Source organism: Peribacillus saganii, from assembly GCF_003429095.1.
Classification (GTDB): domain Bacteria; phylum Bacillota; class Bacilli; order Bacillales; family DSM-1321; genus Peribacillus; species Peribacillus saganii.
In genome coordinates this window covers 34,006-54,608 of sequence record NZ_QVTE01000032.1, presented here as the reverse complement: position 1 = coordinate 54,608, position 20,603 = coordinate 34,006, and the positions used below count along the sequence as shown (strand labels likewise).

The following is a 20,603-nucleotide window of genomic DNA, read 5'->3' as shown; positions in this document are numbered from 1 at the left end:
ATGCATCATTATGAACATAAAGTTGACGAAAAGGTATTGAATAGCCTGGCTTTGGCTTATATGGGAGATGCTGTATATGAAACGTATATACGGCATCACCTGCTTCAAAAGGGCAGGGTAAAGCCAAACCTTTTGCATAGGGAAGCGACGCATTTTGTTTCAGCGAAAGCTCAGAGCAAAGCGATTCACTATCTCAGTGACAGCGGTGATCTCTCCGAGGAAGAACTGGCTGTGGTTCGAAGAGGAAGAAATGCCAAGTCGGGCACGGTACCGAAAAATACAGATGTGCAAACTTACCGTTATGGAACTGCTTTTGAAGCCCTGATAGGATATCTTTACCTCTCGGGACGTATTGAGAGGATGGAAGCCATTATAAACGCATCGATCCAATTTTTAGAAGAGGAAAAGGGGGGTATAACCCGTGAGTGAAGAATACATCATTGGGAGAAATCCGGTTCTGGAAGCACTTCGGTCTGAGCGGGAGATCAACAAGATTTGGATTGCTGAAGGCTCGCAAAAAAGCCAGGGGCAGCTTATTTCCATGGCGAAGGAGCGGAATGTTTTAGTACAGGTTGTTCCACGAAGGAAAATAGACCAGATGGCAGAAGGGAATCACCAAGGCGTTGTTGCCCATGTGGCGGCTTACACATATGCCGAAATGGACGACTTATTTGCGAGGGCTAATTCCAGAAACGAGCCACCATTTTTCTTGTTGCTGGACGAAATTGAGGATCCGCATAATTTAGGATCCATCATGCGGACAGCTGATGCGGTTGGGGCACATGGAATCATTATTCCAAAGCGGCGGGCTGTTGGTTTAACAGCAACAGTTGCTAAAGCGTCAACAGGAGCAATCGAGTATATTCCTGTAGTCAGGGTCACCAACATGGCTATGGCTGTGGAGGAATTAAAAGAACGCGGTGTATGGATTGTCGGGACGGATGCAAAGGGCACTGACGATTACAGAAATATGGACGGAACAATGCCAATCGGCCTTGTAATCGGCAGCGAGGGAAAAGGAATGGGGCGCCTGATCAAGGAAAAATGCGATTTTTTAATTCGCATGCCGATGGTTGGAAAGGTAACCTCGCTAAACGCTTCTGTTGCAGCGGGACTGCTTATGTATGAGGTTTACCGAAAAAGACACCCCCTAGGGGAATAGATCATGAACATCTTATTGGTAGACGGTTACAATATTATTGGGGCCTGGCCTGAGCTAAGAACATTGAAGGATCATGACCTTTCCGCGGCCAGGGACCGATTAATTGAAAGAATGGCTGAATACCAAGCGTTTACCGGATATCGAGTAATCATTGTTTTTGATGCGCATTTTGTGCCAGGTGTAGAAAAAAAATATAAAAACTATAAAGTTGAAATTATTTTTACACGGGAAAATGAAAGTGCAGATGAACGGATCGAAAAGCTTGCAATCGACTTGAATAATATAAAAACACAAATCCATGTCGCTACCTCTGATTTTACAGAGCAATGGGTCATTTTTGGACAGGGTGCCCTCAGAAAATCAGCGCGGGAGCTTTTGAATGAGATGGAGCATGTGAGTGGAGAAATTGAAAAAAACGTTAAAAAAACAACTAAAAAGAAGCCAGCCTCCAAAATCCCTCTGAGTGATGAAGTGGCAGAAATTTTTGAAAAATGGCGCCGCGGGAAGCTTTGAGCGGTTGACGGTGAATTTTTTGCTGCTGTATAATGTTCCTATATGCGTGTACGGTCAGGGGGATTGACTTGTGGTTGCCAACTTCGGAGTAAAGCTGAATGATAATTATGCAGAACTGGAAGATGACGTTCTAGTAGAGTTTGTACATAAAGGTGACAGTGAGGCTCTTGATTTTCTGATTCATAAATACCGCAACTTCGTAAGGGCAAAAGCAAGGACCTATTTCTTGATTGGTGCCGATAGGGAAGATATCGTGCAGGAAGGCATGATCGGCCTATATAAAGCCATTCGCGACTATAAAGGGGACAAGCTGTCTTCCTTCAAGGCGTTTGCTGAGCTTTGCATCACAAGACAAATTATTACTGCCATTAAAACAGCCACCCGCCAAAAACATATCCCTCTTAACTCCTATGTTTCCCTAGATAAGCCTATTTATGATGAAGAGTCAGACAGGACCTTAATGGACATCATTTCCGGGGCGAAAATCATGGATCCGGAAGAGCTGATTATTAACCAGGAAGAGTTTGACGATATCGAACTGAAGATGGCGGAACTGTTAAGCGATTTGGAAAGGAAAGTACTTGCCCTTTACCTCGATGGACAATCCTACCAAGAAATCTCTGAAGAATTAAACCGCCATGTCAAGTCTATTGATAACGCGCTCCAGCGGGTCAAAAGGAAGCTGGAACGGTACCTTGAAGTAAGAGAGGTCAGTTTATAGCATCAGGAGAACTGCTGAGTGTTTATATGGCTGAAATTTCGCTGCAGCTGTCCTATACAGAAAACAACCTTTTCAGAGATATGAAGAAGGACTCTAAGGGTGTGCTGTAAACTTTTTGAGGTTGACATTAAAAGTAAGCCATGATAAAGTTTTGAGGACGTACAGAAGCTTGGCAGGTGTAATTATATGAGAAAGAAAGTCGTATTAGCTTGTTCCGATTGCGGTTCAAGAAACTACAGCTCTGAAAGCAACAAGGATTCAAAATCCGAACGCTTGGAAATTAAGAAGTTTTGCAGCACTTGTAATGCTCATAAGGTTCATAAAGAAACAAAATAAATTTGCCTAATAGATTATCAATGCAATCCCTACTGGTTGGAGGTTACAATCATGAATCGCTTAACCGACTTCTTCGGCGGTGTCGGCCGTGAGATGAAAAAGGTAAGCTGGCCTAAGAAAAAGGAGCTTACAAGATATACGGTCATTGTTCTTGCTACAGTTACGATCATGGCTGTCTTTTTTGCTGTTATTGATTTAGGAATTTCAAGTATAATTCGCTTGGTTCTTGAATAAGAGATTTAAAAAACAGCTATAATAGTGATAGAATAATATGTGTTATATAAAAAAGCCCGGAGACGGGTTTTTTAATTTGTCTTTTTTTCATGTGGTAAGTAATGGTTTTCTTGGATTCCAGTTACAAGGCAGCTTGATTGAATACTGTCAAAAATAGAGCAAGGGGAGGGAAGGACGCACAGTCCTACTGAATGGAAAAAAATTGGTATGTTGTACACACATACTCCGGTTACGAGAACAAGGTAAAAACAAATCTTGAAAAACGGGTTGAAACGATGGGAATGCAGGATAAAATTTTCCGCGTGGTAGTCCCTGAGGAAGAAGAAACCGAAGTTAAAAACGGTAAGAAAAAAGTGCTGAAAAAGAAAGTTTTCCCTGGATATGTTTTGGTCGAAATTATCATGACTGACGATTCATGGTATGTGGTCCGCAATACACCGGGAGTTACCGGTTTTGTTGGTTCTGCAGGCCATGGATCTAAGCCGACTCCGCTACTTCCGGAAGAAATTGATTTTGTACTTAAACGGATGGGAATGGAAGAGCGAAGGGTTGACATTAACCTTGAGCTTGGTGAGACAGTCCGTGTGAAGGAAGGTCCGTTTGCCAATTTCACCGGCTCTGTTGAAGAGCTTGATAAGGACAAGTCAAAGGTTAAAGTTCTGGTGAATATGTTTGGACGCGATACACCGGTAGAACTTGATTTTGACCAGGTTGAAAAATTATAATTGAAAAAACTTGAAATCATTTTGAAAAAATGTTAATATTTCAAAGGTCAGTATGTCTCTATTGGGAGATCTGAACTTTATTGAAACATTCTTTATTTCACATATAAAGAATTAATATGAGTGGGAGGGTAAAAAAACCCTATTACCACATCACGGACTTAATAAGGAGGTGTGTCCCGTGGCTAAAAAAGTAATTAAAATGGTAAAGCTGCAAATTCCTGCAGGTAAAGCGAATCCAGCGCCGCCAGTTGGTCCTGCTTTGGGTCAAGCCGGTGTTAACATCATGGGATTTTGTAAGGAGTTTAACGCTCGTACAGCAGATCAAGCAGGTCTAATCATTCCTGTTGAAATCACGGTATTCGAAGACCGTTCATTTACATTTATTACGAAAACTCCGCCTGCTGCAGTATTGCTTAAAGTAGCAGCTGGCATCGAGTCAGGTTCTGGTGAACCTAACCGTAATAAAGTTGCGACAGTCAAGCGTGAAAAAGTACGTGAGATTGCTGAACAAAAAATGCCTGACCTAAACGCTGCAAACGTTGAGTCTGCAATGCGTATGGTTGAAGGTACTGCTCGCAGCATGGGGATTGTTATCGAAGACTAATCCGTGCTGATGTAAATGTTTTGCTACGGGGGTTGCGGTGTTTTGATAATATCGCAACCTTTATTCGTGGGAGGTTATTCCGCTAAAACCACAATATAGGAGGATTTTATATCATGGCTAAAAAAGGTAAAAAGTTTCAAGAAGCTGCAAAGCTAATTGACGCATCAAAGGTTTATTCTGTAGGAGAAGCTGTTGAACTAGCTAAAAAAGCTAACTATGCAAAGTTTGACGCTACTGTTGAAGTTGCTTTCCGTTTAGGAGTAGACCCTAAGAAAGCTGACCAGCAAATCCGTGGAGCAGTTGTGCTTCCAAATGGAACTGGTAAAACTCAGCGTGTGTTAGTATTTGCAAAAGGTGAAAAAGCAAAAGAAGCTGAAGCTGCTGGTGCTGACTTCGTAGGCGATACTGACTATATCAACAAAATCCAACAAGGTTGGTTTGACTTTGACGTAATCGTTGCTACTCCAGATATGATGGGTGAAGTTGGTAAGCTTGGCCGCGTATTGGGACCAAAAGGCTTAATGCCAAACCCTAAGACTGGAACAGTAACTTTTGATGTAACGAGAGCTGTTGCCGAAATCAAAGCAGGTAAAGTAGAATACCGCGTTGATAAAGCTGGAAACATTCACGTTCCAATCGGAAAAGTATCTTTCGAAGACAACAAGCTTGTTGAAAACTTCTCTACAATTTTCGAAACGATGCAAAAAGCTAAGCCTTCGGCTGCAAAAGGAACTTACATGAAGAACATTTCTGTAACTACTACAATGGGCCCTGGCGTGAAAGTAGATCCTGCTTCTTTCACTGCAAAAAAATAAGCAAAAAAATAATTTGACATTACAAAGTCATTATTGTTATAATAGATTTTGTTGTTAATAAATGAATATCATTTGTACCGTAGACAGTAGGTGCTCACTATGAGCTTAATTTCCTGCCTAGGTAATTTCGATAATATAGTCTTTGACTATGATTTGATTTTACTGCCTTCATGTCTACTAGATATGAAGGCTTTTTTATGGTCGGTATAGATGAGTTTCAAGCAAATCTAATAGGAGGTGTAAGGATGAGCAGCGTTATCGAACAAAAGAAACAAATCGTAGAAGAGATTGCTGATAAATTTAAATCAAGCAAGTCAACGATCGTAGTTGACTACCGCGGATTGACTGTTGGAGAAGTTACTGAACTTCGTAAACAGCTTCGTGAAGCAGGCGTTGAGTTCAAAGTTTACAAAAACTCATTGACTCGCCGTGCAACTGAAGCCGCTGAGCTTTCTGGTTTAAACGAATCTCTAACGGGTCCAAACGCAATCGCGTTCTCAACTGAAGACGTAGTTGCGCCAGCGAAAATCCTTAACGATTTCGCTAAGAAACATGAGGCTCTTGAAATTAAAGCTGGTGTTATCGAAGGAAACATTGCAACTGTTGAAGAAGTTCAGGCACTTGCCGATCTTCCATCACGCGAAGGCTTGCTTTCTATGCTACTTTCCGTGCTTCAAGCACCTATCCGCAATCTTGCTCTTGCTGCAAAAGCTGTTGCAGATCAAAAAGAAGAACAAGGCGCGTAAGCTGACTTTCAGTTTTAACCTTTCGTTTTAAAAAAACTATAAACTAACAATATCCTTAAGGAGGAACTATACAATGACTAAAGAACAAATCATTGAAGCAGTTAAATCTATGACTGTTTTAGAACTAAATGACCTTGTAAAAGCAATCGAAGAAGAGTTTGGTGTAACTGCTGCTGCTCCTGTAGCTATGATGGGCGGAGCTGCTGCTGGCGGCGCTGCTGAAGAGCAAACTGAATTTGACGTTGTTCTTGCATCTGCAGGCGACCAAAAAATCAAAGTTATCAAGGTTGTTCGTGAAATCACAGGACTTGGTCTTAAAGAAGCAAAAGACCTTGTTGATAACACTCCAAAAGCTGTTAAAGAAGGCGCTTCTAAAGAAGAGGCTGAAGAAATCAAAGCTAAACTTGAAGAAGTTGGAGCTAGCGTTGAAGTTAAGTAATGCTGCATAAATAAAAAAGCTCGCTGCTTTAGCGGGCTTTTTTTGACTTTCAAAATCATTGAGTCCCGGTGGCCGAAATCAAAAGCAAAAAAAGCTTGGTGGAGATGTATGCTTTAGTAATCTAGTTATCCCGGCTAAGTTATTCGCTTGGAACCCTTATGTTTTCTCTCCGGCAAGCAAACTCTTTTCTCATTCTTCAATTGCCTGTGTATATAATCGGCAAATAAAGTGTAACTTCTTCAATATAAACTACTAATTAGCTCTAGCACCCAGCAATTTTTGATAGAAAAAATAAAGCCTGACTTACAGGATGTATCATTCCCGACGGCCGGAAGGGAGTAACCTTTGAGAATACAGCAACTGCTGTTGAAACTGGTATTATTTTGTTGTGGCGCAACTGCCATTACAAATCCGGGAACATAGGATGTGGTCAGGACGGCATTGACACAGGCCGAAGGCTGTAACAAGAGTAACATTACAAACTGGTGCATGTACTGTCCATGCCGGGGTGCTTTCGCTTTTAGCAGATAAAAAAGTATAACTTTTTTAACAAGTTCAGATGTCTAGCTACAGCGCCCGGCCCCGACGCACAGGACGTGCTAGTGCCGACGCCGCCACAGGACGTGGTGGTTTAAGTCGGCCTCGAGGTCATAAGTCAATCACTTCTGAAGGCGAAAAAATCGCCTTCTTTCAGAGCTTGTCTTACACTGGGTGTGCTGGCGTTGATGTTTGGCACAGGACGTGCCAAGCCCTTTGTCGACGTTCCTTGGTCTGGGCGCTTGCGCTTTTCTTGATAGGAGGAGAGAGACTTGTCAGAACATTATTATTCTAAAAATCCCGAAACAGAAAGCAATCCGATTTACTGGAATTTTGACCTAAAGGGCCGAAATTTCCGGTTTAAAAGCGATAGTGGTGTATTTTCAAAGAAAGAGGTTGATTTTGGCTCACGGCTGCTAATAGAAGCTTTTAATTTGGATCAAGATATCCCAGGAGATATACTGGATGTAGGGTGTGGCTATGGACCCATTGGACTTTCTGTAGCGTCAGCCCATCCCGCCAGGATTGTTCATATGGTTGATGTTAATAACAGGGCGATTGAACTTTCTAAGGAAAATGCCCGGGCGAACGCAATCAGTAATGTTGAAATCTATGAAAGTGACCTGTTTTCAGCTGTTGCTCGGAAGGAGTTTGCTGCTATACTGACAAATCCGCCAATAAGAGCTGGGAAAACAGTTGTTCATGAGATCTTTGAAAAGAGCTTTGAATATTTGACCACTGGTGGAACCTTATGGGTAGTCATCCAAAAGAAACAGGGAGCGCCCTCAGCTATGGAAAAAATCGAACAGCTTTTTGGCAATGTAGAAGTGGCAGAAAAGAAAAAAGGCTATTATATACTTGCAGCTAAAAAGGTTTGACTCTAATTTTTGCCTATGTTATAGTTATAAAATGCATATATATAATTTCCAGTATCTATGCATTTTTTTGTATAGTACGTATAAAAATGGATAATCTGGGAAATATATATAAATAATAGTTCGAGTTGTGTGAAAATAGTGGTTTTTTATCAAAAACCATTTTCTTTTTGTCTACCGGGGTATCCGATAGACAATAGATCCTTATTACGCTTGATTTGAGGGGTGAATCTGTTGACAGGTCAACTTGTTCAGTATGGACGACACCGCCAGCGCAGAAGTTATGCAAGAATTAGCGAGGTCCTAGAGTTACCAAATTTAATTGAAATCCAGACTGCTTCTTATCAATGGTTTCTTGATGAAGGATTAAGAGAAATGTTCCAGGATATTTCTCCAATTGAGGATTTTACTGGTAACTTGGCTCTTGATTTCATTGATTACAGCTTAGGAGAACCAAAGTACTCCGTTGATGAATCAAAAGAGCGGGATGTTACATATTCGGCTCCACTTCGTGTGAAGGTACGTCTTGTTAATAAAGAAACAGGGGAAGTAAAAGACCAGGATGTATTCATGGGTGATTTTCCTTTAATGTCAGAAACGGGTACCTTTGTCATCAATGGTGCAGAACGGGTTATCGTTTCTCAGTTAGTTCGTTCACCAAGTGTGTATTACAGCGGAAAAATGGATAAAAACGGGAAGCGTGGCTTTAACGCAACTGTTATTCCAAACCGGGGTGCTTGGCTTGAATACGAAACGGACGCCAAAGACATTGTATATGTAAGAATTGACCGTACAAGAAAACTTCCAGTAACGGTACTTCTTCGTGCGCTTGGTTTTGGTTCCGATCAGGAAATCATCGATTTAATCGGCGATAATGAGTATATCAGAAATACCCTTGAAAAAGATAACACTGAAAGTGCAGAGAAAGCTTTGCTTGAAATTTATGAGCGCCTCCGCCCTGGTGAACCGCCAACGGTAGAGAATGCAAAAAGCTTATTGGTAACACGCTTCTTTGATCCAAAAAGATATGACCTAGCAAATGTAGGACGTTATAAAATTAATAAAAAGCTTCATATCAAGAATCGCCTCTTTAACCAGAAAATAGCGGAAACTTTGGTTGACCCGGAAACTGGTGAAATCATTGTGGAAAAAGGCACGCTGCTTGACCGCCGTACACTTGATCGGATTATTCCTTCTATTGAAGCAGGAATTGGTTTCCAAAACTTCAATCCGTCAGGCGGGGTAGTGGAAGAGGAAACGCTTCTTCAGTCAATTAAAATCTATGCGCCAAATGATGCTGAAGGTGAAAAAGTAATCAATGTAATTGGCAATGCGTATGTTTCGGAACAGGTGAAGAATATTACACCGGCTGATATTATCGCTTCCATCAGTTACTTCTTTAACTTGCTCCATCAGGTTGGGGATACAGACGATATTGACCATTTAGGAAATCGTCGTCTGCGTTCTGTAGGTGAGTTGCTTCAAAACCAATTCAGAATTGGTTTATCACGGATGGAACGTGTTGTTCGAGAAAGAATGTCCATTCAGGATACAGCAACTATTACACCTCAGCAGTTAATTAATATACGTCCTGTTATTGCTTCAATGAAAGAGTTCTTCGGAAGCTCCCAGCTGTCTCAATTCATGGACCAGACAAACCCGTTGGCTGAGCTGACTCATAAACGCCGTCTGTCTGCGTTAGGACCTGGTGGATTAACCCGTGAGCGTGCCGGCTTTGAAGTCCGTGACGTTCACTATTCTCACTATGGCCGCATGTGTCCAATTGAAACGCCTGAAGGGCCAAACATTGGACTTATTAACTCCCTTTCCAGCTATGCGAAGGTAAATCGTTTCGGATTTATTGAGACACCATACCGCCGCGTTGATCCGGAAACAGGAAAGATTACTGAGCACATTGATTATATGACTGCTGACGAAGAGGACAACTATGTAGTTGCCCAGGCGAATGCACGTCTATCTGATGATGGTTCATTTGTTGATGAAGATATCGTAGCGCGTTTCCGCGGTGAGAACACAGTTGTTCCGCGTGATCGTGTGGATTATATGGATGTATCGCCGAAGCAGGTAGTTTCTGCCGCAACAGCTTGCATACCTTTCCTTGAAAACGATGACTCAAACCGTGCCCTAATGGGAGCGAACATGCAGCGTCAAGCAGTTCCTCTTATGCAGCCGGAAGCTCCGCGGGTCGGAACGGGTATGGAATATGTTTCCGGAAAAGACTCAGGTGCAGCGGTCATCTGTAAACATGAAGGAATTGTAGAGCATGTTGAGGCCCGTTCAGTTTGGGTCCGCCGTGTAAAAGAAGTTGATGGTCAGGAAGTAAAAGGCGACTTAGATAAATACCGCATGCTGAAGTTTATCCGTTCAAACCAGGGAACATGCTACAACCAGCGTCCGATTGTGAGTGTCGGAGACCGTGTTGTAAAAGGAGAAATCCTTGCAGATGGCCCTTCTATGGAAAAAGGAGAATTAGCGCTTGGACGCAACGTTCTCGTAGCATTCATGACATGGGATGGATATAACTATGAAGATGCAATCATCATGAGTGAACGCCTTGTGAAAGATGATGTCTATACTTCTATTCATATTGAAGAATATGAGTCAGAATCCCGTGATACAAAGCTCGGACCTGAAGAAATCACACGTGACATTCCGAACGTCGGGGAGGATGCGCTTCGTAACCTTGATGAGCGAGGAATTATCCGTATTGGTGCTGAAGTAAAAGACGGAGATCTTCTTGTGGGTAAAGTAACTCCAAAAGGGGTAACTGAACTAACTGCTGAAGAGCGCCTGCTTCACGCAATCTTCGGTGAAAAGGCCCGAGAAGTTCGCGATACATCGCTTCGTGTTCCGCATGGCGGCGGCGGTATCGTATTGGATGTTAAAGTCTTTAACCGTGAGGATGGAGATGAGCTTCCACCGGGAGTAAATCAATTAGTCCGTGCTTATATTGTTCAAAAACGTAAAATCTCTGAAGGAGATAAAATGGCGGGACGCCACGGTAACAAGGGTGTTATCTCCCGTATTCTTCCTGAAGAAGATATGCCATTCCTTCCAGATGGCACTCCGGTAGACATCATGTTGAATCCTCTAGGGGTTCCATCACGTATGAATATCGGTCAAGTGTTAGAGCTTCACCTTGGAATGGCTGCAAGGGCTCTTGGAATTCACGTTGCATCTCCGGTATTTGACGGTGCACGCGAAGAAGATGTCTGGTCTACCATCGAAGAAGCAGGAATGGCCGCTGATGCAAAGACTGTACTTTATGATGGCCGTTCAGGTGAACCATTCGACAACCGCGTTTCAGTCGGAGTCATGTACATGATCAAGCTGGCTCACATGGTTGATGATAAGCTTCATGCCCGTTCAACTGGACCATACTCTCTTGTTACGCAGCAGCCTCTGGGCGGTAAAGCACAGTTTGGCGGACAGCGTTTTGGTGAGATGGAGGTTTGGGCTCTTGAAGCATATGGCGCAGCTTATACACTGCAGGAAATCCTTACAGTTAAGTCGGATGACGTAGTTGGCCGTGTGAAAACGTATGAAGCCATTGTCAAGGGCGAAAATGTTCCAGAGCCAGGTGTTCCAGAATCATTCAAGGTACTGATAAAAGAACTCCAGAGCTTGGGTATGGATGTCAAAATCATGTCAGCAGAAGATAAAGAAATCGAGATGCTTGATACAGAAGATGATGATGACGCCAGCCAGGCAGATACCCTGACACTCGATGCAGAGAGCAAGGATCTGGTGGCAACTGAAACGGGAACTAAATCTAATCCGGTCATAAAAGACTGATATAATCAAAACAATCACAAGGCTTCACGATATAGTCAGGTAAGGGTATAACCTGAGATTAAAGGGAGGTAGGCCCCTTGATAGATGTTAATAATTTTGAGTATATGAAAATCGGGCTTGCTTCGCCTGACAAGATCCGTTCTTGGTCGCATGGCGAAGTAAAGAAGCCGGAAACAATAAACTATCGTACACTAAAGCCTGAAAAGGACGGCTTGTTCTGTGAAAGGATTTTCGGTCCTCAAAAAGACTGGGAATGCCATTGCGGAAAGTATAAGCGTGTACGTTATAAAGGTGTAGTCTGTGATCGATGCGGCGTTGAAGTAACGCGTGCCAAGGTTCGCCGTGAGCGTATGGGACACATTGAGCTTGCAGCCCCGGTATCCCATATCTGGTATTTCAAAGGTATTCCAAGCCGGATGGGACTTGTCCTGGACATGTCCCCCCGCGCTTTGGAGGAAGTTATTTATTTCGCCTCTTATGTAGTGACCGAAACAGGAGATACTGCATTAGAGAAGAAGCAGCTTTTATCTGAAAAAGAATACCGTGCATATCGCGAAAAGTATGGAACAAAGTTCCAGGCAGGCATGGGAGCAGAGGCTATTAAAAAGCTTTTATCTGATATCGACACTGAAAAAGAAGTAGATTCTTTAAAAGAAGAATTAAAAACTGCACAAGGACAAAGAAGAACTCGTGCTATCAAGCGTCTAGAAGTTCTCGAAGCCTTCAGGAATTCAGGGAACGAACCTTCATGGATGATTCTTGATGTACTACCGGTCATTCCTCCGGAGCTTCGCCCGATGGTACAATTAGATGGCGGACGCTTTGCAACTTCCGATCTGAATGATCTGTACCGCCGTGTAATTAACCGTAACAACCGTCTGAAAAGGCTGTTGGATCTTGGAGCGCCTAGCATTATCGTTCAAAACGAAAAGCGTATGCTGCAAGAAGCGGTAGATGCGCTGATTGATAACGGCCGCCGTGGGCGTCCTGTAACAGGACCGGGTAATAGGCCTTTAAAATCTTTATCCCATATGTTTAAAGGTAAACAGGGCCGTTTCCGTCAAAACCTTCTTGGTAAGCGTGTTGATTATTCCGGACGTTCTGTTATCGTCGTAGGTCCAAACCTTAAAATGTACCAATGCGGACTTCCTAAAGAAATGGCAATTGAGCTATTCAAGCCATTTGTTATGAAGGAATTGGTTCAAAAAGGATTAGCCCACAATATTAAATCAGCAAAACGTAAAATCGAAAGGCTGCAGCCAGAAGTTTGGGATGTGCTGGAATCCGTTATTAAGGAGCATCCGGTTCTGCTTAACCGTGCCCCTACTCTTCACAGGCTCGGAATCCAGGCTTTCGAACCAACATTGGTAGAAGGCCGCGCGATCCGTTTGCACCCGCTTGTATGTACGGCTTATAATGCCGATTTCGACGGCGATCAAATGGCGGTTCACGTTCCACTATCTTCTGAAGCACAAGCGGAAGCCCGCTTGCTTATGCTTGCAGCCCAGAATATCTTGAATCCTAAAGATGGAAAACCAGTTGTTACACCGTCACAGGATATGGTATTAGGCAACTATTACCTTACTCTTGAACGTGCTGGGGCAGTTGGTGAAGGAATGATTTTCAAAGATACAAATGAAGCGCTGCTTGCCTATCAAAATGGCTATGTACATCTGCATTCACGTGTAGCGGTCCATGCATCTTCATTAAACAATCAAACATTTACAGAGGAGCAGAACCAACAGCTGTTAATTACAACTGTAGGTAAGCTGGTTTTCAATGAAATCCTTCCTGCATCCTTCCCTTACATCAACGAACCTACAAGGGAGAACCTGGAAGTGAAAACTCCTGAACGGTACTTTGTTGAAAAAGGAGCAAATGTTGTTGAAAAGATAAGAGCACAGGAAATCATTGATCCGTTCAAGAAAAAGATCCTTGGAAATATCATAGCGGAAGTTTTCAAGCGATTTAAAATCACGGAAACCTCTAAAATGCTTGACCGTATGAAGGACCTGGGCTTTAGATATTCCACACGTGCCGGTATTACAGTAGGTGTGGCCGACATCGTTGTTTTGGAAGAAAAAACAAAGGTTATTGAAGAAGCTCAAACAAAGGTAGATAACGTGTTAAAACAATTCCGCCGCGGTTTAATTACTGAAGATGAGCGTTATGACCGTGTTATCTCCATTTGGAGTGCGGCTAAGGATAATATCCAGGCTAAACTAATGGGTTCATTGGATACAACCAACCCAATCTTTATGATGAGTGACTCAGGTGCCCGTGGTAATGCTTCGAACTTTACACAGCTTGCAGGTATGCGCGGACTGATGGCAAACCCGGCCGGTCGTATTATTGAGCTCCCAATTAAGTCAAGTTTCCGTGAAGGCTTAACCGTTTTAGAATACTTTATTTCTACACACGGAGCCCGTAAAGGCCTTGTAGATACAGCTCTTAAAACGGCAGACTCAGGTTACCTCACCCGTCGTCTGGTTGACGTGGCACAGGATGTTATCGTACGCGATGACGACTGTGGAACAGACCGGGGCCTTAAGATTTCAGCTCTTAAAGATGGAACAGAAGTAATCGAAAGGCTTGAAGAGCGTCTTGTAGGAAGACATGCTAGGAAAACAATCAAGCATCCAGAAACTAACGAAGTGATTGTACCTGAAAATGGTTTAATCACGGAAGATCTGGCTAACTATATTGAAGATAGCGGTATTGAAGAGGTTTGGATCCGTTCTGCCTTTACATGCAACACTTCACATGGTGTATGTAAAAAATGTTATGGACGCAATTTAGCTACAGGGCAGGAAGTCGAAGTTGGGGAAGCAGTCGGTATTATTGCGGCCCAATCAATCGGTGAACCAGGTACACAGCTGACAATGCGTACTTTCCATACGGGCGGAGTTGCCGGTGACGATATCACACAAGGTTTGCCTCGTATTCAGGAAATTTTTGAAGCGAGAAATCCGAAAGGTCAAGCCTTGATTACCGAAATTGAAGGTACAGTTGTGGCTATCAACGAAGTCAAGGATAAACAGCAGGAAATTGTTATTCAGGGCGAAGTTGAATCACGCACATATACTGCACCTTATACAGCACGCTTGAAGGTAACTGTTGATTCTCACGTTATGCGCGGTCAGGAACTTACAGAAGGATCCATTGATCCAAAAGAGCTCCTGAAAGTAAAAGACGTACTTTCTGTACAGGAATATCTGCTTCGTGAAGTTCAAAAAGTTTACCGTATGCAGGGTGTTGAAATTGGAGATAAGCATATAGAAGTTATGGTAAGACAAATGATGCGTAAAGTTCGTGTCATTGATGCAGGAGAAACTGATGTCCTTCCAGGTACACTTCTGGATGTCCACCAATTCACGGCTGCTAATACATCCGCTTTAATGGAAGGTAAGCTGCCGGCTACAGGCCGTCCAGTATTGCTTGGTATTACTAAAGCTTCTCTCGAAACAGATTCCTTCCTTTCTGCAGCATCCTTCCAGGAGACAACACGTGTCCTTACAGATGCAGCAATTAAGGGTAAGCGAGATGAACTTCTTGGCTTAAAGGAAAATGTTATTATTGGTAAACTGGTTCCTGCTGGAACTGGTATGACACGCTACAGAAAAGCGAAGCCTGTTCTTGCAGAAGATGCAAGCGAGGAAACAGTCACTGTAGATTAACCATTGAGTAATTCTTTAAATATAAGTAATAAGATGGCCGGTGATATTCTCACCGGTCTCCTTTTTTAAAGCTTCTGAGAACAATAAAACTTTTTTTAAAAAGTAAGTTGACATCTACTGCCTAAGGGTGGTATTATAGCAAAGGTGCTCCTATAATACCCTGTTGCTTTGGAGGATATGTAATATGTCTTATGAAAAAGTGCTACAGGCAAAGTCAGTGATTGTAGGAACGAAACAGACAGTGAGAGCTCTTAAGAACAACCTGATTCAAGAGGTAGTGATCTCAAAGGATGCTGACAGGACACTGACAGCAAAGATTGAGATGAATGCACGGGATTTAGGGGTTCCAATCACATATGTTGATTCGATGCAAATGCTTGGAAAAGCTTGTGGAATTGATGTTGGAGCAGCAGCTGTTGCCATTAAAAAGTAAAACTGTTTTTGTGGATATTCTGCAAAAACTTTGTTTTTGCTCATTTATGAACCACCTGGATGTGTGGTACTAGAATCGAAAATGTGAAGGGAGGACAATAACAATGCCTACTATTAATCAATTAGTGCGCAGAGGACGCGAGTCTAAAGAAGAGAAGTCAAAATCTCCAGCGCTAAACAAAGGTTACAACAGCTTTAAGAAAGCACAAACAAACGTTTCATCTCCACAAAAGCGTGGTGTATGTACGCGTGTTGGTACTATGACACCGAAGAAACCAAACTCAGCATTGCGTAAATATGCGCGTGTACGTTTGACTAACGGTATTGAGGTAACAGCTTATATCCCAGGTATCGGTCACAACTTACAAGAACACAGCGTGGTACTTATCCGCGGTGGACGTGTAAAGGATTTACCAGGGGTACGTTATCACATCGTTCGTGGTGCGCTTGATACTGCTGGTGTTAACAACCGTATGCAAGGCCGTTCAAAATACGGTACGAAGCGTCCAAAAGCAGCAAAAAAATAATCTAAAAATATGAACCTTACTGAAAGGAGGAACATTCATGCCTCGTAAAGGACCTGTTTCAAAAAGAGATGTATTGCCGGATCCAATTTACAATTCAAAACTTGTGACTCGTTTGATCAACAAAATGATGGTTGACGGACAAAGAGGTAAATCACAAAAAATTCTTTACTCAGCATTTGATATCATTGCGGAACGTTCTGGCAAAGATGCAATCGAAGTGTTTGATCAAGCACTTAAGAACATCATGCCTGTACTGGAAGTAAAAGCACGTCGTGTAGGTGGTGCAAACTACCAAGTACCTGTGGAGGTGCGCCCAGATCGCCGTTCAACTCTTGGACTTCGCTGGTTAGTTAACTACTCTCGTTCACGTGGAGAAAAAACGATGGAAGAGCGTTTGGCTAACGAAATTCTTGATGCAGCAAACAACACTGGTGCTTCTGTTAAGAAACGTGAAGATACTCATAAAATGGCTGAAGCAAATAAAGCATTTGCTCACTATCGCTGGTAAAATCCAACCAAACACTATTACCCATATATGGAAGGAGAAATACCCCAATGGCAAGAGAGTTCTCCTTGGCTAATACTCGTAATATCGGCATCATGGCCCACATCGATGCCGGTAAAACGACTACGACTGAGCGCGTATTATATTACACTGGCCGTATTCACAAGATTGGTGAAACTCATGAAGGTGCATCTCAGATGGACTGGATGGAGCAGGAACAAGAACGCGGTATCACCATTACATCTGCAGCAACTACTGCAGCATGGAAAGGACACCGCGTTAATATCATCGACACACCTGGACACGTAGACTTCACAGTTGAAGTTGAACGTTCATTGCGTGTACTGGATGGTGCTGTTGCTGTTCTTGATGCCCAATCAGGTGTTGAGCCTCAAACTGAAACAGTTTGGCGCCAGGCTACAACTTACGGAGTACCACGTGTTGTATTTGTAAACAAGATGGACAAAATCGGTGCTGACTTCTTATATTCAGTAAAAACGATTCATGAACGTCTTCAAGCAAATGCACACCCAATTCAGCTGCCAATCGGTGCTGAAGACGAGTTCGAAGCGATCATTGACTTGATTGAAATGAACGCTACGTTCTACGGCAATGACCTAGGTACTGATATCGAAGTGCGTGATATTCCTGAGGAATACAAAGCGCAGGCCGACGAATACCGTGAAAAGCTAGTAGAAGCTGTTGCAGAATTAGACGAAGAATTAATGGAAAAATACCTTGGCGGTGAAGAAATCACTAAAGAAGAGCTTAAAGCGGCTATTCGTAAAGGTACAGTAAACGTTGAATTCTTCCCTGTAATCTGTGGATCAGCATTCAAAAACAAAGGTGTTCAATTAATGCTAGATGCAGTTATTGACTATCTTCCAGCTCCTGTTGATGTGCCAGCTATTAAAGGTACTCTTCCGGATTCCGAAGAAGAAGTAACTCGTCCATCAAGTGATGAAGAGCCATTTGCAGCTCTTGCGTTTAAGGTTATGACAGATCCTTATGTAGGAAAACTTACATTCTTCCGCGTGTACTCTGGTACATTGCAATCAGGTTCATATGTAATTAACTCTACAAAAGGTAAGCGTGAACGTATTGGACGTATCCTTCAAATGCACGCAAACAGCCGTGAAGAAATCTCAGAAGTACACGCTGGGGATATCGCTGCTGCTGTTGGTTTGAAAGATACTACAACTGGAGATACTCTATGTGATGACAAGAATCAAGTTATTCTTGAATCCATGGTATTCCCAGAGCCAGTTATCTCACTTTCCGTTGAACCTAAATCTAAAGCGGACCAAGACAAAATGTCTAACGCTTTACAAAAGCTGCAAGAAGAAGATCCAACATTCCGTGCACATACAGACCAGGAAACTGGACAAACAATCATTGCTGGTATGGGTGAGCTTCACCTAGATATACTCGTTGATCGTATGCGCCGTGAATTCAAAGTAGAAGCTAATGTTGGTGCTCCTCAGGTTGCGTATCGTGAAACTTTCCGTGGATCTGCACAGGTTGAAGGAAAGTTCGTACGTCAGTCAGGCGGCCGCGGACAATTCGGACACGTTTGGATTGAATTCTCTCCAAATGAAGAAGGAAAAGGCTTTGAGTTTGAAAACGGTATTGTAGGTGGGGTTGTTCCTCGTGAATACATTCCTGCTGTACAAGCTGGACTACAAGATTCTTTAGATAATGGAGTTCTTGCTGGATTCCCATTAGTAGACATTAAAGCTCGTTTATTTGACGGGTCTTACCATGATGTTGACTCCAACGAAATGGCGTTTAAGATCGCTGCTTCTATGGCATTGAAAAACGCTGCTTCTAAATGTAACCCAGTAATCCTTGAGCCAATTATGAAAGTCGAAGTAGTTATTCCTGAAGAATATTTGGGAGATATCATGGGTGATATTACATCTCGCCGTGGTCGTGTAGAAGGTATGGAAGCTCGCGGTAACGCACAAGTTGTACGCGCGATGGTTCCACTATCTGAAATGTTTGGATATGCTACTTCACTACGTTCTAACACTCAAGGACGCGGAACATTCTCTATGCACTTCGACCACTATGAAGAAGTACCAAAGAGCATTTCTGAAGAAATTATCAAAAAAAATAAAGGTGAATAATTGATTTTCATCTCTTATTAAAGTATAACTACTTATGTAAGCTATGAAAGCAGCATTTTTTGGGCTTTCATAGCAACTATACTTAATCCATAAACAATTTTAAGGAGGAATTTCCTAATGGGAAAAGCTAAATTCGACCGCTCTAAACCGCACGTTAATATCGGTACAATTGGTCACGTTGACCATGGTAAAACTACTTTAACAGCTGCTATCACAACTGTACTTGCTAAAGCAGGTGGAGCTGAAGCACGCGCTTACGATCAAATCGACGCTGCTCCAGAAGAAAGAGAGCGTGGTATCACAATCTCAACTGCACACGTTGAGTATGAAACTGCTAGCCGTCACTATGCACACGTTGACTGCCCAGGACACGCTGACTATGTTAAAAACATGATCACTGGTGCTGCTCAAATGGATGGCGGAATCCTTGTAGTATCTGCTGCTGACGGCCCAATGCCACAAACTCGTGAGCACATCCTTCTTTCTCGTCAAGTAGGTGTACCTTACCTTGTTGTATTCATGAACAAGTGTGACATGGTGGACGACGAAGAGCTTCTTGAATTAGTAGAAATGGAGATCCGTGACCTTCTTTCTGAATATGAGTTCCCTGGTGATGACATCCCAGTTATCAAAGGATCTGCTCTTAAAGCTCTAGAAGGCGATGCTGCTTGGGAAGAAAAAATCGTTGAGCTAATGACAGCTGTTGACGAATATATCCCAACTCCAACTCGTGACACTGAAAAGCCATTCATGATGCCTGTTGAGGATGTATTCTCAATCACTGGCCGTGGTACTGTTGCTACAGGACGTGTAGAGCGTGGACAAGTTAAAGTTGGTGACACTGTTGAAATCACTGGTTTCACTGAAGAGCCAAAACCAACAACTGTAACAGGTGTTGAAATGTTCCGTAAGCTTCTTGACTATGCTGAAGCTGGAGACAACATCGGAGCTCTTCTACGTGGTGTATCTCGTGAAGAAATCCAACGTGGCCAAGTACTTGCTAAGCCGGGTACAATCAAGCCACACACTAAGTTCAAAGCAGAAGTTTACGTTCTTTCTAAAGAAGAAGGTGGACGTCACACTCCATTCTTCACTAACTATCGCCCACAGTTCTACTTCCGTACAACTGATGTAACTGGTATTTGCAACCTTCCTGAAGGTGTAGAAATGGTTATGCCTGGCGACAACATCGAAATGACTGTTGAACTTATCGCTCCTATCGCTATCGAAGAAGGTACTAAGTTCTCTATCCGTGAGGGTGGACGTACTGTAGGCGCTGGCGTAGTTGCTACAATCCAAGAATAATTTATAGAAACCTTATAGTTTTTGCAAAAGAGCAGACGGGACGCCGTCTGCTCTTTTTATATGGTTGTTTTTCATTCGGGTGAAAAGTACAGGAGATTTGGATAAGCGGGTGATGCAGACTTGGGTTGACTGGGTTGGATTAAATGATACAACCCAATGAAATATTTGTATGAATAACAACTGTCCGAGAAACTTTTTCGGGCTTTTCATACTAATTAACCGATTTGGAGCTATTCATTCTTCGACCACTGAGTTTATTGCTTTTGGAACTATATAATAGAAGAAAATAATTACAACACTACTTTTTAAAAATTGTCTTGAAAATATGTAGGCATCTATGTATAATAGTAGAAGTGTGTCAGACAAAGAAAGTGTAAGATTAACTTGCATCTTCTGAAAGTTTTATGTATAATAGACAATGTTGGTCTTTGACTGCGATGATGTGGAAGGTTGCTGACACACCCGGCCGCTTTGCCATGGCGAGTGTGTGGGAAATTTCTGCTGA

The 20,603-nt window shown here is 42.6% G+C and carries 19 protein-coding genes and 1 other annotated feature; all 19 genes read left to right on the top strand.

The window, feature by feature from the left end; genetic code table 11:
* The gene (locus D0469_RS11865; protein ID WP_117326955.1) at positions 1 to 429 is read left to right on the top strand and encodes a Mini-ribonuclease 3; all 429 of its coding nucleotides are present in this window, start codon (positions 1 to 3) and stop codon (positions 427 to 429) included.
* Complete coding sequence (gene rlmB / locus D0469_RS11860) at positions 422 to 1,162, top strand: 23S rRNA (guanosine(2251)-2'-O)-methyltransferase RlmB (protein WP_117326954.1); 741 nt, start codon at positions 422 to 424, stop codon at positions 1,160 to 1,162. The genes D0469_RS11865 and rlmB overlap by 8 nt, the downstream gene beginning before the upstream one ends.
* Before the next feature lie 3 nt (positions 1,163 to 1,165).
* Complete coding sequence (locus tag D0469_RS11855) at positions 1,166 to 1,675, top strand: NYN domain-containing protein (protein ID WP_117326953.1); 510 nt, start codon at positions 1,166 to 1,168, stop codon at positions 1,673 to 1,675.
* A gap of 70 nt (positions 1,676 to 1,745) precedes the next feature.
* On the top strand, positions 1,746 to 2,396 hold the full coding sequence (gene sigH / locus D0469_RS11850) for an RNA polymerase sporulation sigma factor SigH (protein ID WP_117326952.1): 651 nt from the start codon (positions 1,746 to 1,748) through the stop codon (positions 2,394 to 2,396).
* Between the two features lie 186 nt (positions 2,397 to 2,582).
* Positions 2,583 to 2,732: a 50S ribosomal protein L33 gene (gene rpmG / locus D0469_RS11845; protein ID WP_117326951.1), complete on the top strand. Its 150-nt coding sequence runs from the start codon at positions 2,583 to 2,585 to the stop codon at positions 2,730 to 2,732.
* Between the two features lie 51 nt (positions 2,733 to 2,783).
* Positions 2,784 to 2,966, top strand: a complete 183-nt coding sequence (secE, locus tag D0469_RS11840) for a preprotein translocase subunit SecE (protein ID WP_117326950.1) — start codon at positions 2,784 to 2,786, stop codon at positions 2,964 to 2,966.
* Between the two features lie 191 nt (positions 2,967 to 3,157).
* On the top strand, positions 3,158 to 3,691 hold the full coding sequence (gene nusG, locus D0469_RS11835; RefSeq protein WP_117326949.1) for a transcription termination/antitermination protein NusG: 534 nt from the start codon (positions 3,158 to 3,160) through the stop codon (positions 3,689 to 3,691).
* A gap of 178 nt (positions 3,692 to 3,869) precedes the next feature.
* Positions 3,870 to 4,295, top strand: a complete 426-nt coding sequence (gene rplK, locus D0469_RS11830) for a 50S ribosomal protein L11 (RefSeq protein ID WP_142919184.1) — start codon at positions 3,870 to 3,872, stop codon at positions 4,293 to 4,295.
* A 113-nt stretch (positions 4,296 to 4,408) separates the two neighbouring features.
* Positions 4,409 to 5,110: a 50S ribosomal protein L1 gene (gene rplA / locus D0469_RS11825; protein ID WP_117326947.1), complete on the top strand. Its 702-nt coding sequence runs from the start codon at positions 4,409 to 4,411 to the stop codon at positions 5,108 to 5,110.
* Between the two features lie 59 nt (positions 5,111 to 5,169).
* Positions 5,170 to 5,316: a sequence feature (ribosomal protein L10 leader region), on the top strand.
* Positions 5,317 to 5,355: 39 nt separating this feature from the next.
* Positions 5,356 to 5,856: a 50S ribosomal protein L10 gene (rplJ, locus tag D0469_RS11820; protein ID WP_117326946.1), complete on the top strand. Its 501-nt coding sequence runs from the start codon at positions 5,356 to 5,358 to the stop codon at positions 5,854 to 5,856.
* A 73-nt stretch (positions 5,857 to 5,929) separates the two neighbouring features.
* Entirely contained in the window at positions 5,930 to 6,295 is a 366-nt protein-coding gene (gene rplL, locus D0469_RS11815; RefSeq protein ID WP_117326945.1) for a 50S ribosomal protein L7/L12, read from the top strand.
* 809 nt (positions 6,296 to 7,104) lie between these two features.
* The gene (locus tag D0469_RS11810; RefSeq protein ID WP_117326944.1) at positions 7,105 to 7,710 is read left to right on the top strand and encodes a class I SAM-dependent methyltransferase; all 606 of its coding nucleotides are present in this window, start codon (positions 7,105 to 7,107) and stop codon (positions 7,708 to 7,710) included.
* Positions 7,711 to 7,941: 231 nt separating this feature from the next.
* A complete protein-coding gene (gene rpoB / locus D0469_RS11805; protein WP_117326943.1) occupies positions 7,942 to 11,523 on the top strand; it encodes a DNA-directed RNA polymerase subunit beta in 3,582 nt (1,193 codons plus the stop codon).
* A 77-nt stretch (positions 11,524 to 11,600) separates the two neighbouring features.
* Positions 11,601 to 15,200, top strand: a complete 3,600-nt coding sequence (rpoC, locus tag D0469_RS11800) for a DNA-directed RNA polymerase subunit beta' (protein ID WP_117326942.1) — start codon at positions 11,601 to 11,603, stop codon at positions 15,198 to 15,200.
* 184 nt (positions 15,201 to 15,384) lie between these two features.
* A complete protein-coding gene (locus D0469_RS11795) occupies positions 15,385 to 15,633 on the top strand; it encodes a 50S ribosomal protein L7ae-like protein (RefSeq protein ID WP_117326941.1) in 249 nt (82 codons plus the stop codon).
* Between the two features lie 103 nt (positions 15,634 to 15,736).
* The gene (rpsL, locus tag D0469_RS11790; RefSeq protein WP_117326940.1) at positions 15,737 to 16,159 is read left to right on the top strand and encodes a 30S ribosomal protein S12; all 423 of its coding nucleotides are present in this window, start codon (positions 15,737 to 15,739) and stop codon (positions 16,157 to 16,159) included.
* Between the two features lie 37 nt (positions 16,160 to 16,196).
* Entirely contained in the window at positions 16,197 to 16,667 is a 471-nt protein-coding gene (rpsG, locus tag D0469_RS11785; RefSeq protein ID WP_117326939.1) for a 30S ribosomal protein S7, read from the top strand.
* 47 nt (positions 16,668 to 16,714) lie between these two features.
* A complete protein-coding gene (fusA, locus tag D0469_RS11780) occupies positions 16,715 to 18,793 on the top strand; it encodes an elongation factor G (protein WP_117326938.1) in 2,079 nt (692 codons plus the stop codon).
* 117 nt (positions 18,794 to 18,910) lie between these two features.
* Complete coding sequence (tuf, locus tag D0469_RS11775) at positions 18,911 to 20,098, top strand: elongation factor Tu (RefSeq protein WP_117326937.1); 1,188 nt, start codon at positions 18,911 to 18,913, stop codon at positions 20,096 to 20,098.
* The last annotated feature ends 505 nt before the right edge of the window (positions 20,099 to 20,603 follow it).

Excerpts from the sequence above, each read along its gene's own strand:
- D0469_RS11865 (WP_117326955.1), top strand. The coding sequence starts at position 1 with ATGCATCATTATGAACATAAAGTTGACGAAAAGGTATTGAATAGCCTG.
- D0469_RS11855 (WP_117326953.1), top strand. The coding sequence starts at position 1,166 with ATGAACATCTTATTGGTAGACGGTTACAATATTATTGGGGCCTGGCCT.
- rpmG (WP_117326951.1), top strand. The coding sequence starts at position 2,583 with ATGAGAAAGAAAGTCGTATTAGCTTGTTCCGATTGCGGTTCAAGAAAC.
- secE (WP_117326950.1), top strand. The coding sequence starts at position 2,784 with ATGAATCGCTTAACCGACTTCTTCGGCGGTGTCGGCCGTGAGATGAAA.
- nusG (WP_117326949.1), top strand. The coding sequence starts at position 3,158 with ATGGAAAAAAATTGGTATGTTGTACACACATACTCCGGTTACGAGAAC.
- rplA (WP_117326947.1), top strand. The coding sequence starts at position 4,409 with ATGGCTAAAAAAGGTAAAAAGTTTCAAGAAGCTGCAAAGCTAATTGAC.
- rplJ (WP_117326946.1), top strand. The coding sequence starts at position 5,356 with ATGAGCAGCGTTATCGAACAAAAGAAACAAATCGTAGAAGAGATTGCT.
- rplL (WP_117326945.1), top strand. The coding sequence starts at position 5,930 with ATGACTAAAGAACAAATCATTGAAGCAGTTAAATCTATGACTGTTTTA.
- D0469_RS11795 (WP_117326941.1), top strand. The coding sequence starts at position 15,385 with ATGTCTTATGAAAAAGTGCTACAGGCAAAGTCAGTGATTGTAGGAACG.
- rpsL (WP_117326940.1), top strand. The coding sequence starts at position 15,737 with ATGCCTACTATTAATCAATTAGTGCGCAGAGGACGCGAGTCTAAAGAA.
- rpsG (WP_117326939.1), top strand. The coding sequence starts at position 16,197 with ATGCCTCGTAAAGGACCTGTTTCAAAAAGAGATGTATTGCCGGATCCA.
- fusA (WP_117326938.1), top strand. The coding sequence starts at position 16,715 with ATGGCAAGAGAGTTCTCCTTGGCTAATACTCGTAATATCGGCATCATG.
- tuf (WP_117326937.1), top strand. The coding sequence starts at position 18,911 with ATGGGAAAAGCTAAATTCGACCGCTCTAAACCGCACGTTAATATCGGT.